We start from the raw sequence: 13,316 nt of genomic DNA, 5'->3' as shown, positions 1-13,316 counted from the left end.
TAGCTTATCTGATCAAATACTTAAAACCCTTCAGGATTAATTTCCTGAAGGGTTTTTCTTTATAAAAGCGATTGGGATGTCGTATTGGCCAGAGAATTTTGTGAAAAGCGGTTATATTTGGACTAAACATTTTGATCACTTTTCGTATGAAGCGCTATTTTCTCTTTTTAGTCTTTTGCTTATGTACTGTAGTCTCTTTTGCTCAATCTAAGCGTCCCAATATTATTTTTATCTTATCAGATGACCATGCTTACCAGGCCATTAGCGCCTATGGAAACAAGCTAATTTCGACTCCTAACATCGATCGAATTGCAAAATCAGGAGCACTATTTAACAATGCTATTGTAGCCAACTCTATTTGTGGTCCAAGTAGAGCTTGTTTGTTAACAGGTCAGTATAGCCATAAAAACGGATATAAGGTTAATGATGGTGTTTTAGATACTAATCAGCGTTTTCTTCCTCAGGTATTAAGTGAAAGCGGCTACCAAACTGCTTGGATTGGTAAATGGCACCTCGGAAGCTTGCCGCATGGTTTCGATTACTGGAATGTGATGCCGGTTCAGGGGCACTACTTTAACCCCGATTTTATTAACCAGAAAAATGATACCGTACTGTTTCAGGGTTATGTAAGCGATGTGATTACGCAACTGACTAAAAGTTATCTGGAAAAAAGAGATACCAATAAGCCTTTTTTTCTTGTGGTTGGTGAGAAGGCCACACATAGAGAATGGCTCCCCGATTTACAGGATCTTGGTACCTATGATGCCCTCAAATTTCCCCTCCCAAGCACTTTTTATGATGATTTTAAAGGTAGATCTGCCGCGGCTAAACAGTTAATGGGGATAGGAGCGGTGATGACCCTCAAAACAGATTTGAAAATTAAACAACCATTCGGTGAAAAACCTAGTGTGAATAATCAGCCTCAGCAAAAAGCAGTAAAAGGAAAGGAGATAGAGGAATCTATTTTGAGGTATTATCAGCAGGGGGAATATGCCAGGATGGACAGTATCCAGAGTAGGGCATACCGCAGTTATTATGGTCAAATTACGAAAGAGTTTGAAAAGCTTAACTTATCTGGCAATGCTTTGAAAGAATGGAAATTTCAACGTTACATGAAGGATTATTATGCCACAGCCAAATCCCTGGACAGAAATATTGGGGAGATTTTAGATTACCTGGATCAAAATGGATTGGCTGAAAATACCATTGTTATCTACGCTTCCGATCAAGGTTTTTACCTGGGAGAGCATGGATGGTTTGATAAACGATTTATGTATGAGGAATCTCTAAAAACCCCGTTAATTATACGCATTCCACAATTGCCTCAACTTAAGGATAAAAAGCTTAATCAAGTAGTTTCCAATGTAGATTGGGCTCCAACTATTCTGGATTTGGCGGGTATTTCAAAACCTCATTTTATGCAGGGAAAATCATTCTTACCCGTCTTAAAAAATCCTGATATCAAAAACTGGAAAAAGGAGGGTGGCTATTATCATTACTACGAATATCCCGGCCCACATCATGTTTCTCCACATTTTGGCATCAGAACAGATAATTATGTGTTAATCAGGTTTTATAAAGGCGTTGAGGCCTGGGAACTCTACGATTTAAAAAGCGACCCTAAAGAATTAGATAACCTTATCGATAATAAAAAATATAGTGCAGTTAAGGAAAAACTTAAAGAGAAGCTAAAAGCACTGATTCTGACAAATGAGGATAAAGAAGCTTTGGCGATTTTTAATCAACAACTTTAGGTTTCAGGCTTGTGATTTAAATCTGTGAAACGCTTTTAAACTATTTTTTTAAAACTCTTCATAAAGATGTGTGTTTACACCATTCATAACCGAAGATTTTTTACTTTTGAATATCATGGAAGAACAACAAAACGATAACCAATTGAATATAGAACTATCAGAAGAGATAGCAGAAGGAATTTTTTCTAACCTAGCCATTATCACGCACTCTAATACCGAGTTTGTATTGGATTTTATCCGGGTAATGCCTGGTATCCCTAAAGCAAAAGTAAAGTCACGAATTATATTAACACCCGAGCATGCGAAACGCTTATTATCTGCATTGGAAGATAATATTGCCAAGTTTGAAGCTATAAATGGACGCATTAAAACACAGGAGGAACCCCCTTTCCCAATGGGCTTTGGAGGACCTACTGCTCAGGCATAATGCTTTTTAGTATTGTTTAAAACAAATGTTTGTCTGCTATGTTAGCATAGTATGTATTTGTTTTACAAGCGTCTATAAGCATGAAAAAAATTTTATTGAGCGTATTACTATCTACGCCCTTCTGGGTTTTTGGGCAAGGATTTCAGGTTAATTTACAAGGACAGAAGCAAATTGGTATGGCCGGAGCAGGTTCTGCTTTGGCTTTAGATGAGGCTTCTGTTTTCTTTAATCCAGGGGCAGTAACTTTCCTGGAAAAGAATTCTATCTCAGCAGGAGTTAATCCCCTCCTTTTTAAATCTGCATTTAGGCAAACTGGATCAAATATTACTGAAGACGTAAAGAATAAGATTGCTCCGCCATTTGAATTTTACGCCGTATGGGGGCCAAAATCACAGAAATGGAAGCTGGGTTTAGGTGTATATACCCCTTTTGGGGGCTTGGTAGACTGGGGTGATAACTGGTCGGGAAAATATACCTTAACTTCATTAAACCTAAAGGCTATTTATTTTCAACCCACTTTGAGTATTAAAATTACCGATAGAATTGGTATTGGAGCGGGCTTTGTTTACAACCATGGAGATGTGAATTTGCAAAGGGCTCTTCCGGTCAATTTTCCTGACGGTCGATCGGGTAAGGCAACATTGGATGGTACCGGCACTGGTTACGGCTGGAATGCTGGTATTTACATCAATACTTTAAGTAACATTACCTTTGCGGTAGTTCACAAATCAAAAGTGGTTACTAAGCTTAATGGCGGAAGTGCTGAATTTGAAGTGCCCAATTCCTTACAATCATCTTTTCCTGCTGGGAATACTTTTAATGCCGAGCTTCCCTTACCCGCTACTACTACACTGGGAATAGGTATTCCATTATCTTCTTCTACTAAGTTGGCTTTTGATGCCAGTTGGGTACAGTGGCATGTTTATAAAGAACTAGCCTTTGATTATGCAACCAATACATCTGCTTTGGCAGATACAAAATCAGCACGTAATTATCGTGATGGTTCTTCGTTTAAATTAGGGATTAATCATCAGGCGAGTGATAAGCTTGCCTTAAGGGCAGGCGTTGGTTATGCTTTTTCCCCGGTACAGGATGGATATGTAACGCCCGAAGCGCCAGACGCTGACCGTTATATTTTAAGTGCTGGTGTGGGCTATGCCCCAACAAGCCACTTTGAAGTAAATGCCTCATTTTTCTTTGAAGATGTGAAGTCGCGCAAGCAGAAAAATATAGAGACTGGCTTAGACGGTACTTTCAAAACACTCGTATATGCCCCAGGCCTTTCATTAACTTATAAATGGTAGAGGAAAAGTATTATGAAAAAATATATATTAAATAGTTTTATTGCTGTTACCTTACTTTTTGCGGCATCTTGTAAGCCTGAAATTGATACTCCTGCAGGAACCAGCGCTGGTACTGCTAATTTCAGTAAATATATTGCAGTGGGAAATTCTTTAACCTCTGGTTTTGCTGATGGAGGTTTGTATTTAGAAGGACAAATGGTAGCCTATCCCAATTTGATGGCAGAGAAGATGGCTTCAGTTGGTGGTGGGAGTTTTACTTCTCCGTTTTTCACCGAGGCACAGGCTAACGGGTCGGGATACGCCAGTTTAACTGCTTTAGTGAATGGAACACCCACTATTGGAAAAGTAACCAATAACTTGGCTTTTCGTGATGCTGCAGGCCATTTAACTAAATATACAACAGAGGTACAAAATCTGGGCGTTCCTGGGATGCGGGTAGATCTGGCCTTTGCTGGTCAGTTCAGCGCTTTAAATCCTTATTTCGAGCGGCTATTGCCGGATGCACAAGTAGGTAATACCACTTATTTTCAGTTTGTTCAAGGACGAAATCATACTTTCTTTTCTTTGTGGTTAGGAAATAATGATGCCTTGGGAAACGCGTTAAATGGCGGGGTAACAGTACTAACAGATCCGACAACTGTTTTAACTGATAAGGCCTCTTTCGCCTTGTTATATTCCAACTTAATTAACTCCTTAACTGCAAATGGCCAAAAAGGTGTTGTAGGCACTATTCCTGACGTTACGGCGGTGCCTTATTTTAATACAGTAACGGTTAGCGCATTATTAGGTGCGGCTAAAGCCATTAATCCCGCGGCAACAGCAGTTTATATCCAAACGGGAACAGGGGCAGTTAGGGCTGCTACCAACGAAGATTTAATTCGGTTACCTTTCCAAAACGAAGGATTGTTTGGCGTGCCTACAGGAGGAATTCCTTATGGTTTGCACCCGTTAAATCCAATTACCAACAACTGGGTATTAGATAAAGACGAGGTAGCTAAGATTAAGGATTATGTAAATAGTTATAACAGTACCATTAAATCGTTGGCTACGAGCAAAGGCTTAGCTATTGCAGATACATATGCTTACTTTAATCAGGTCAAAACCGGTGTCATGATACAAGGGGTGGGGATTAATTCTGCCTTTATTACAGGTGGAGCGTTCTCTTTGGATGGTATACACCTTACACCACGCGGAAATGCCGTAATTGCCAATGTGTTTATAGATGCGATTAATGCTACATACGCTTCAACTGTTCCCAATATTGATATTACGCAATACAGGGGCGTTAAATTTCCAAATTAATAGAAATTAATAGTTGTATTTCTATTTAAAATAGCTCTAAAATTGAGAAGTTAAGGGAATTAAGATTTGCCTTAGTTTATCTTAACTTCTCATTATTGAAATTTTACATCTCAGGCGTTTCCAATGTTTTTAACTTAAGGAGAAAACTAAAATGGATTGTCAGACTGACAGCATTTAGCTTAAGTTAATAGCATTGCAGGCGTTTCCGCAAGCTCAAAGTGAGTATACATCCTTTTATTTAAGTCTTTCCCTGATATAAGCAATTACATTCTGTAGATCATTAGGCTCGAACCAGGTAATTTCCTCATCTCGCCTAAACCACGTTAATTGTCGTTTGGCAAAACGACGGGTATTTTGTTTTACTGCAGCTATGGCATCTTGCAATTTAACTTTTCCATCAAGATAATCGAAAATCTCACTATAGCCTACAGTATTCAGCGCATTGTAGTTTCGAAAGGGCAGGAGTGATTTTACTTCATCAATTAAACCCTTTTCCACCATCAAATCAACTCTTCGGTTAATGCGGTCATAGAGAACAGCCCTATCCGTATTTAAGCCTATTTTGATGATATTGAAGGGTCTTTCTTTTTTTGTGGAGGAAAGCATTGAAGAGAGTTTCTGTCCGGTAGAGAGAAAAACTTCTAAACCTCTTATCATGCGTTGCGGATTATTTTGATCAACTTTGGCAAAATACTCGGGGTCTAGTTCCGCTAATTGACTCTGAATAGCGGATAGCCCTTCAGTTTCAAATTTTTTATTTAATTCCTCCCTGATCGTCAGATCGATTTCAGGCATTTCGTCTAGTCCATTCAATAATGCATTTACATAAAGGCCCGAACCACCCACCATAATGGCAATGTTATGTGCTTCGAAGATTTGCTCCAGTGTTTTTAAGGCTTCCTGCTCAAAATCGCCTGTACTAAATAACTTGGTTACCGAATGGGAGTCGATAAAATGGTGTTTTGCAGCTGCCAACTCAATCGCATCAGGCTTGGCTGTACCAATTTCCATTTCTTTGAAAAACTGCCTTGAATCTGCAGAAATAATTTCTGTTTCAAAATGTTGAGCAAGTTCTATAGCCAAAGCAGTTTTACCAATGGCCGTAGGGCCTACAACTGATATTAAGGTCTTTGTTAAAGGCATGGGCATAAAAAATAAAAAGTCAGATGGATTTCATCTGACTAATTTTGTTGTTAAGTATCGGGTTATTGTCCGATGGTATATGGGTTAAGATAATTAATAATCGTCTCTACGGCTATCATCATCGTAATTATCGTCGTCAGAGAATTCATCGCCAAATTCATCCTCTTCTTCACTTTCATCCTCATCATCCCTTTCTTTTTCATTGATTCCCATTTCGCCCATAGCTTCCAGTTCATCAGTGTCTTCTGGTACAAAGTTCATTTCATTTAAGAAATCGAACTCTCCTGCAGTAGCACTTGCACCACGCGGATCTACAGCCTGAGGACTGTTCTGTTCCATGATTTTAGGTGCCTCACCACTACTTTTTGCTAAAAATGGATATTCAATGTTAGGATCTGCATCCAAAATAATTTTCACCAGTTCAACGTGAAAATCGTAAGGGCGATCAAAATTGTAAGTGTAATAGAATTTCTGATGAGGATCTTCAATGAAACCGCTCAATTTGGATTTTTCCATTAATACAACCCGATCTTTCTTGCGCTCAGTAGGCAAATAAGCTATTTCATCTCCTTTTAACCAATTATCTGTACTTACATAGAATGAAGAAGATTTTTCGGCATTATATCCCGTAGATTTATGGATAGCCTTATGCAGGTCTTCAAAGGTTTGGTTTGATTTAATGTCGATCTCTCTTACAACATCATCAAAATCTTCAAAAGTAATTCTAAATTTATAAATAGCCATTTTTGTATTTTGGAACCGTAAAATTAAAGTTAATTTACATCAACGCAAAACAGCAAATGCAACAAATGCAGTCGGAATTAATGTTTTCTGATGAATTAATTTTTATTAACAGGTTTTAAACCCATTTGTTTTGCCTGATTGAGCATAAAATTAAACGCTTCATTATAGTCGTTTGTTATTTCCCCTTCTAAAATAGCTTCCCGAATGGCATTTTTAATCAAGCCTACTTCTCTTCCCGCAGCTAATCCAAAAGTTTCCATAATGTCATTTCCTGTAATGGGAGGTTGCCAGTTACGGATTTTATCCCGCTCCTCTACATCTTTTAATTTCTGCTTTACGAGTTCAAAGTTGTTTCTGTACTTCGTCTTTTTGTATTCGTTTTTCGTCGTCACATCTGCATTACAAAGCATCATGAGCGACTCAATTTCTTCTCCGGCATCAAAAAGTAGTCTGCGAACAGCCGAATCGGTAACTACATCCTGAGCCAGAACAATAGGGCGCAGGTGAAGCTGTACCAGTTTTTGCACAAACTTCATTTTTTCGTTTAAGGGTAGCTTCAGCTGGGCAAAAATTTTCGGCACCATTCGGGCACCTTTGTCCTCATGGCCATGAAATGTCCAGCCGTGCCCCTCTTCAAAGCGTTTGGTGGCTGGTTTGGCAATATCATGTAAAATGGCAGCCCATCGTAACCACAGATCATCTGTGTGTTCACAAATATTATCAAGTACTTCTAAGGTATGGTAGAAGTTATCTTTATGACCTTTTCCCTTAATCACATCAACGCCATAAAGTTGTGCCATTTGAGGGAAAATTAATTGCAGAAGGCCAGTATCGAAAAGATGTTTAAAGCCAATGGATGGTTTTGGAGAGAGAATAATTTTATTCATCTCATCCGTAATCCTTTCTTTAGAAACAATGCTGATGCGCTGTTTTTGAGATTTGATGGCATTAATTGCCTGCTCGTCGATGTTAAAATTCAGTTGTGTGGCAAAACGGATAGCCCTCATCATCCTGAGTGGATCATCCGAAAAAGTTATCTCCGGATCTAGTGGGGTACGGATTAGCTTGTTTTCCAAATCTTTTACACCATCAAAAGGGTCGAGAAGTTCGCCAAAATTTTGTGCATTTAAATTGATTGCCAATGCATTTATGGTAAAGTCTCTTCTCATCTGGTCATCAGCCAGGCTACCATCCTCCACAATTGGTTTTCTCGAATCAGAACGGTAAGATTCTTTTCTTGCCCCTACAAATTCGACCTCTAAATCCTGGTGTTTTAGATTTGCTGTTCCGAAGTTTTTAAAGATAGCAACTTTGGTGTTTAACTTTTTACCCACTGCTTCCGCATAATTGATTCCACTACCAATTACCACCACATCAATATCCTTTGAAGGTCTATTTAAAAATAAATCGCGTACAAAACCACCAATAACATAAGCTTCGGTGTTATTCTTATCTGCAATAGCAGACAGCGTTTTGAATATCGGATTTTGTAAGTGTTGCTGCATGATTTCTGGAGTAGTCCAACCGAAATATATTAAGGTGTGCCTTAGCCTGGTTGCAGGTTGGCATCTTTTAGCGTAGCAACCCAAAAATAAATTTGAGCTGATCAGCCAGGTTTAAACTTTATGCAAAAGTAATAAAATTACTTCCTAATAAACTCAAATTGACCTGACGGCCCTAATTTAATTATGGTTGAAGGTTTTTTATTGCTTTGATTTTCCTGTTCAAAATCGACCACATAATCTACCTGATCAACAATCTGCGGGTCGATATCATCGAAATTCTTAGGAGATGGTGCTCCACTAAGGTTCGCAGAAGTGGAAACAATGGGGCTTCTGAATCGTTGAATCAGCGGTGTACAGAAATCATGCTTTACTACTCTGATACCTACACTTCCATCGGCATTAATGACATTAGGAGCTAGGTTTTTGGCATTGGAAAAGATCACGGTTAACGGGTTCTCTGCATACTCAATTAAATCATAAGCAACATCTGGAATTTCCGTAACGTAACTTTGCAGTTTATTATCCGTGTCGAGCAATACAATCAGGCTTTTTTCAGCAGGGCGATTCTTGATTTTAAGTAATTTGTCTACCGCTGCGGCATTGGTAGCATCACAGCCTAAGCCCCAAATGGTATCGGTAGGATAGAGGATTACCCCGCCCGATTTCAGCACTTCCAAAGCCTTGTTTATTTCTTCTTTAAGCATGTACAAAGTTAATTTTTTAAGTTCAAATGTTAAAAATGGTTAATCCATTGTAATAAAGGTATTAAGATGAAACAAATGGCGAATACCAATCGTTTTTTAACAAAGAAATAAGTATATTTATTTAGGTTATTAAAATATAAATTACACATAATGAAAACAGCTCACAAATTGTTAATGCTCATTGCAGTTGTAATGACATTAACTGCATGTACCACATTACGGACATCGTCTGATTACGACAAGAAAATTGACTTCACAGGTTATAAAACTTATAACTTCTACGATAAGGGAATTGCGAGGGTAAAATTAAATAACCTGGACAAAAGGCGTATGCTTTCAGCCATTGAAGCCGAAATGAATGCCAAAGGATTTACTAAAGCTGCCAAGCCCGATTTACTGGTAAACCTGGTCGTTGTAGCGAGAGAAAGAGTTGATGTTTATAATTACGGACCTGGTTATTATGGCTGGGGCGGCTGGGGCTGGGGTTGGAGATCTCCTTTCTGGGGGCCAAGTATGAACAGCGTGGATCAATACATGGAAGGCACCATCATTATCGACTTTCTAGATCCTAAGCAAAAAATATTAATCTGGCACGGAAGAGGAAGTGGCTTCAACTTAGATAATATGAGCAAAAGAGAAGAACGTGTACAAAGCGGAGTTAAAGAGATTCTTGCACAATATCCACCAAAATAATTAAGCGATTGGTTTTAATAATTGTAGATAACAATTCATTAACTGATCAGTAACCAAAGGGCTGTTGAATTTTTGAACAAATTCCAGCCCTTTTGCTTTCATCTCTTTTTGCTTTGCAGGCGAACTTAAAACGTCATTGATGGCAATAGATAATTCTTCGGCATCTTCGGGGTGTACGTAGAGGCTATTTGGGCCACCAGCTTCTTCCAGACAAGATCCTGTAGCCGCGATTACTGGAACCTGAGAATATAAAGCTTCGATAACAGGAATGCCAAAGCCTTCGTAAAATGAGGGGTAAACAAATAATTTGGCCATTTGATAGATACCGGGAAGATCTGCAAAGGGGATATTTTTTAAGAAAATAATTCTATCCTTTAAATTTAATTGCTCAATCTCTTTTTCTACCGTCTTATAATATGGGGTGGGTTTGCCAATAACAACCAATTTATAATCTGTGGGTACATTTTTTAATGCCGTAACTAAAAGCTTAAGGTTCTTGCGCTCCTCAATAGTGCCTACATTTAAAATGTATTGTTCGGGCAGTTTATAGCGGTGACGAATTTTACTTAACCGTTCGGCTTCAAAGGCTGTTTTGAAACTGTCGTCGCAACTTTGGTAAATCACTTCAATTTTATCCGGATCGGTACCAAAATAGGAAATAATATCTTGCTTTGTCTTCTCGCTGATAGCGATAATTTTATCTGCATTTTTACATGCAGCCTTACTTTTGATGTGATAAAATTTCCGGTCAATAAGTTTGTAATATCGCGGAAAACGCAGGAAGATTAAATCGTGTATGGTAACTACAGATTTGATGGTGGTATGTTGAATAGCAAAAGGAATCTCGTGGCTCAGCCCATGATAAAGCTGTATGCCATCCATGGCCATATCTTTCAATATGCCGAAACTCCGCCATAGAAATCCTCCGGTAATGGGGAGCTTTAATTTCAGCTGATCGTTTTCAAGAAAAGAGTCGATTTGCCTGGCCGATTTGACTTTTGGCGTATAAATGAAATATTCATTTTCGGGGAAACGCGTTGCTACCTGTCCAATTAAGAATCTGCTATAATTACCCAATCCGGTTAGGTTATTGGCTGCTCGTTTGCCGTCGAATCCGATTTTAAAGCTAAAAGCTGAAAGCATCGAGCTTGATTTTTCAAGCTCGGTACTTTCGACTTTATCAGTATGATCTATGCTTTCAGCTTTCAAATTTTTATTCTTTTAGCTTACACCGCTACGTTATTTTCTCTCAACGCGTCGTTAAGGGAAGTTTTCTTATCTGTACTTTCTTTACGTTTGCCAATAATTAAAGCACATGGAACCTGGAAATCTCCAGCAGGGAATTTCTTAGTATAGCTTCCAGGGATCACTACCGAACGTGCAGGAACAATTCCTTTATATTCTACTGGTGTAGGACCAGTTACATCAATAATTTTTGTTGATGCTGTTAAAACTACGTTTGCCCCTAATACCGCTTCTCTTTCTACTTTAACCCCTTCCACAACAATAGCTCTCGAACCCAGGAAAGCATCATCTTCAATAATTACGGGAGCAGCTTGAACAGGCTCTAATACACCACCAATACCAACACCACCGCTTAAGTGAACACGTTTTCCAATTTGTGCACATGATCCTACAGTAGCCCAGGTATCAACCATTGTACCTTCATCTACATAAGCACCGATGTTTACATAAGAAGGCATCATAATAACACCTTTAGCTAAGAAAGAGCCGTAACGTGCACTTGCCATTGGTACTACACGAACACCTGTAGCTTTATAATCGGTTTTCAAATCCATTTTATCGTGGTAAACAAATGGGCCGCTTTTAATTTCTTTCATCTCACGGATTGGGAAATACAAGATTACGGCTTTTTTTACCCACTCATTAATGCCCCAAGAGTTTAGAACAGGTTCTGCAACACGGATTTCACCTTTATCTAAGCCCATAATTACGGCTTCGATGGCTTCACAATAGTTGCTATATTTCAAAAGACTTCTGTCTTCCCAAGCGGCTTCAATTAATTTCTTTAAATCTGAATACATGATGTTTTTAAATTTTACGCAAAATAAATCAATTTTTATCTATTTGAAAGGGAATATTGTTATTTAAGTCGAAATCGAATGTAGGTGGCTATTGATTGCTAAATGGCCTTATTTTTCTATCGTTACTATACTGGCGGCCAAGTATGCAGAATCATCAATCAATGCGCCTGAAACAATTGAACAATTCAATAGTAAGCAATTCAACAGTTTCAAGTTCTCATTGCTGAGTGGCTTTATTGTTCAATCGTTACCAAACTAGGGGGTGAAGTCTACAGAATCTTCAATCAGTGACCTCAGCAATTGAACAATTAAGCAATTGAACAGTTAAACAATTCAACAATTTTAGCGCCCCCCGACAATTTAACAGTTTAGCAATTGAACAATTAAACAGTTAAGCAATTAAACTATCCAGCAATTAAACAGTTAAACAATTCAACAATTACCCAGTTCAACAAGACCGTCCTGAAGTCCCAGATATTTATTAATTTTGGCTGTCATGGGAGAAGTAGAAAAACTTAGGATAGATAAATATTTGTGGGCGATAAGGCTGTTTAAGACGAGGAGTTTAGCCACTGATGCCTGTAAGGCCGGGCGGGTAAAGTTGAATGGTCAGAACATCAAACCATCTGCAATTGTTAAGATTGGCGATGTTTATCAGGTTTCGAAAGGAATTGAGAAGAAGATAATCGAAGTGGTAGATTTCTCTTACAACCGAACAGATTCGCCAACGGCCCTAACGAAATATAAAGATTTAACACCTCCTGAGGAAACCCATGCCTTTAAAAGTGCTTTTCATTCACCTGTATTGAAGCGTGATCGGGGAGCAGGCCGCCCCACGAAAAAGGATAGGAGGGAAACTGATGATTTAATCACTGGAATGTTTGAAGAGGAAGATTAAGTGCCTTGGAAAGACAGCTTAGTTTTTAATTTGCAAGGGTTTCGTTTCCTGAATCGTTTGCATGTTAAAATAACGCATCCTGTAACTCATCATTGCTGTTTTTCCTAATTTTTCAATTAATTTATAATTGGCAACGGCCCCAACCGCTGCGCCAACAAAGGGCAAAAGCTGTGCAAGCTTAGCCAGATCGATATAATCACGATATTGTTGTTGAAAGGTTAGCCAATCAAATTCATCAATATTTGTAGGTAACAGATGTGCTTTATTATCCCAATCCTGCATTTTTATGAAAACATTTTTGCTTTCTTCCTTACTGGAAAAGGCGAGTTGGAAGATATGTAGGATATACAAACGCTCCCGGTAATCTTTTACATCGTAACCGTAAATTGCGGCGATATCAAAAAGCATTTTCATTTTAATGCCCAGTAAGATAGGGAAATCGGCCATGCTCATTAAGAAACCTCCCGCTCCGGTAATACCTCCCTCGGCAGCCCCCGTTTTTTTAAAAGTCTCTATTTTTTGTCTACTAAGCGATTCCCTATGCATGATACTTAGATCACTGAGGGCCTTTGAGGTAGTAAAGGTTGATCCGAAGAGTACTGCCTTAACCATTTGTTTAATGGTTGCAGTAATGCCCTGATGTATTTTGTCAGGAATATAACTATTGATCTTTTTTTGAACCTTATCGGTAACCTTATTCAATAGAGAGGGTTTTTGCAAAATCTTAAATTTCCAAAAATCCAGTTCGGTAGCTATTTTTTCGTCATAGGTCATAACATTAAGACGGAATGCAAGCT

At 38.5% G+C, this 13,316-nt stretch carries 13 protein-coding genes; 6 read left to right on the top strand and 7 right to left on the bottom strand.

The window, feature by feature from the left end; all coding sequences use genetic code 11:
* Positions 1-146: 146 nt before the first annotated feature.
* From BMX11_RS10865 to BMX11_RS10850, 4 genes are all read left to right on the top strand, one after another.
* Positions 147-1,754 carry a sulfatase family protein gene (locus BMX11_RS10865; protein ID WP_090884110.1) on the top strand — a complete coding sequence of 536 codons (1,608 nt, stop codon included), beginning with the start codon at positions 147-149 and terminating at the stop codon, positions 1,752-1,754.
* 115 nt (positions 1,755-1,869) lie between these two features.
* Positions 1,870-2,181, top strand: a complete 312-nt coding sequence (locus BMX11_RS10860; RefSeq protein WP_090884108.1) for a DUF3467 domain-containing protein — start codon at positions 1,870-1,872, stop codon at positions 2,179-2,181.
* A gap of 80 nt (positions 2,182-2,261) precedes the next feature.
* A complete protein-coding gene (locus tag BMX11_RS10855; protein WP_090884106.1) occupies positions 2,262-3,485 on the top strand; it encodes an OmpP1/FadL family transporter in 1,224 nt (407 codons plus the stop codon).
* Between the two features lie 12 nt (positions 3,486-3,497).
* A complete protein-coding gene (locus BMX11_RS10850; protein ID WP_090884104.1) occupies positions 3,498-4,787 on the top strand; it encodes an SGNH/GDSL hydrolase family protein in 1,290 nt (429 codons plus the stop codon).
* Positions 4,788-5,021: 234 nt separating this feature from the next.
* Here the strand turns inward: BMX11_RS10850 and miaA are convergent, their stop codons facing one another.
* The 4 genes from miaA to BMX11_RS10830 form a co-directional block, all read right to left on the bottom strand.
* Positions 5,022-5,930, bottom strand: a complete 909-nt coding sequence (gene miaA / locus BMX11_RS10845) for a tRNA (adenosine(37)-N6)-dimethylallyltransferase MiaA (RefSeq protein WP_090884290.1) — start codon at positions 5,928-5,930, stop codon at positions 5,022-5,024.
* Positions 5,931-6,023: 93 nt separating this feature from the next.
* Positions 6,024-6,674, bottom strand: a complete 651-nt coding sequence (locus BMX11_RS10840) for an IS1096 element passenger TnpR family protein (RefSeq protein ID WP_090884102.1) — start codon at positions 6,672-6,674, stop codon at positions 6,024-6,026.
* 95 nt (positions 6,675-6,769) lie between these two features.
* Positions 6,770-8,179 carry a CCA tRNA nucleotidyltransferase gene (locus tag BMX11_RS10835; protein ID WP_090884100.1) on the bottom strand — a complete coding sequence of 470 codons (1,410 nt, stop codon included), beginning with the start codon at positions 8,177-8,179 and terminating at the stop codon, positions 6,770-6,772.
* Between the two features lie 137 nt (positions 8,180-8,316).
* Positions 8,317-8,883, bottom strand: a complete 567-nt coding sequence (locus tag BMX11_RS10830; RefSeq protein WP_090884098.1) for an L-threonylcarbamoyladenylate synthase — start codon at positions 8,881-8,883, stop codon at positions 8,317-8,319.
* A 150-nt stretch (positions 8,884-9,033) separates the two neighbouring features.
* Here BMX11_RS10830 and BMX11_RS10825 point away from each other — a divergent pair, with 150 nt between their 5' ends.
* Positions 9,034-9,576: a DUF4136 domain-containing protein gene (locus tag BMX11_RS10825; protein WP_090884096.1), complete on the top strand. Its 543-nt coding sequence runs from the start codon at positions 9,034-9,036 to the stop codon at positions 9,574-9,576.
* On the opposite strand, the gene BMX11_RS10820 is transcribed toward BMX11_RS10825, so the two are convergent.
* Both BMX11_RS10820 and BMX11_RS10815 read right to left on the bottom strand, forming a co-directional pair.
* Positions 9,577-10,785, bottom strand: coding sequence for a glycosyltransferase family 4 protein (locus BMX11_RS10820; protein ID WP_090884094.1), 1,209 nt, complete (start codon positions 10,783-10,785; stop codon positions 9,577-9,579).
* 17 nt (positions 10,786-10,802) lie between these two features.
* A complete protein-coding gene (locus BMX11_RS10815; protein WP_175474533.1) occupies positions 10,803-11,621 on the bottom strand; it encodes a 2,3,4,5-tetrahydropyridine-2,6-dicarboxylate N-succinyltransferase in 819 nt (272 codons plus the stop codon).
* A gap of 496 nt (positions 11,622-12,117) precedes the next feature.
* On the opposite strand from BMX11_RS10815, the gene BMX11_RS10810 reads away from it, so the two are divergent.
* On the top strand, positions 12,118-12,519 hold the full coding sequence (locus tag BMX11_RS10810; RefSeq protein ID WP_090884090.1) for an RNA-binding S4 domain-containing protein: 402 nt from the start codon (positions 12,118-12,120) through the stop codon (positions 12,517-12,519).
* A gap of 18 nt (positions 12,520-12,537) precedes the next feature.
* Here the strand turns inward: BMX11_RS10810 and BMX11_RS10805 are convergent, their stop codons facing one another.
* Entirely contained in the window at positions 12,538-13,293 is a 756-nt protein-coding gene (locus BMX11_RS10805) for an EcsC family protein (protein ID WP_090884088.1), read from the bottom strand.
* Between the last annotated feature and the right edge of the window lie 23 nt (positions 13,294-13,316).

This window comes from Pedobacter rhizosphaerae (assembly GCF_900111155.1).
Classification (GTDB): domain Bacteria; phylum Bacteroidota; class Bacteroidia; order Sphingobacteriales; family Sphingobacteriaceae; genus Pedobacter; species Pedobacter rhizosphaerae.
This window is presented reverse-complemented; position numbering and strand designations above follow the sequence as displayed.

Coding starts and splice junctions, on each gene's coding strand:
- BMX11_RS10865 (WP_090884110.1), top strand. CDS start 147: ATGAAGCGCTATTTTCTCTTTTTAGTCTTTTGCTTATGTACTGTAGTC.
- BMX11_RS10810 (WP_090884090.1), top strand. CDS start 12,118: ATGGGAGAAGTAGAAAAACTTAGGATAGATAAATATTTGTGGGCGATA.
- BMX11_RS10830 (WP_090884098.1), bottom strand. CDS start 8,883: ATGCTTAAAGAAGAAATAAACAAGGCTTTGGAAGTGCTGAAATCGGGC.
- BMX11_RS10840 (WP_090884102.1), bottom strand. CDS start 6,674: ATGGCTATTTATAAATTTAGAATTACTTTTGAAGATTTTGATGATGTT.
- BMX11_RS10850 (WP_090884104.1), top strand. CDS start 3,498: ATGAAAAAATATATATTAAATAGTTTTATTGCTGTTACCTTACTTTTT.
- BMX11_RS10855 (WP_090884106.1), top strand. CDS start 2,262: ATGAAAAAAATTTTATTGAGCGTATTACTATCTACGCCCTTCTGGGTT.
- BMX11_RS10835 (WP_090884100.1), bottom strand. CDS start 8,179: ATGCAGCAACACTTACAAAATCCGATATTCAAAACGCTGTCTGCTATT.
- BMX11_RS10825 (WP_090884096.1), top strand. CDS start 9,034: ATGAAAACAGCTCACAAATTGTTAATGCTCATTGCAGTTGTAATGACA.
- BMX11_RS10805 (WP_090884088.1), bottom strand. CDS start 13,293: ATGACCTATGACGAAAAAATAGCTACCGAACTGGATTTTTGGAAATTT.
- BMX11_RS10860 (WP_090884108.1), top strand. CDS start 1,870: ATGGAAGAACAACAAAACGATAACCAATTGAATATAGAACTATCAGAA.
- BMX11_RS10815 (WP_175474533.1), bottom strand. CDS start 11,621: ATGTATTCAGATTTAAAGAAATTAATTGAAGCCGCTTGGGAAGACAGA.
- miaA (WP_090884290.1), bottom strand. CDS start 5,930: ATGCCTTTAACAAAGACCTTAATATCAGTTGTAGGCCCTACGGCCATT.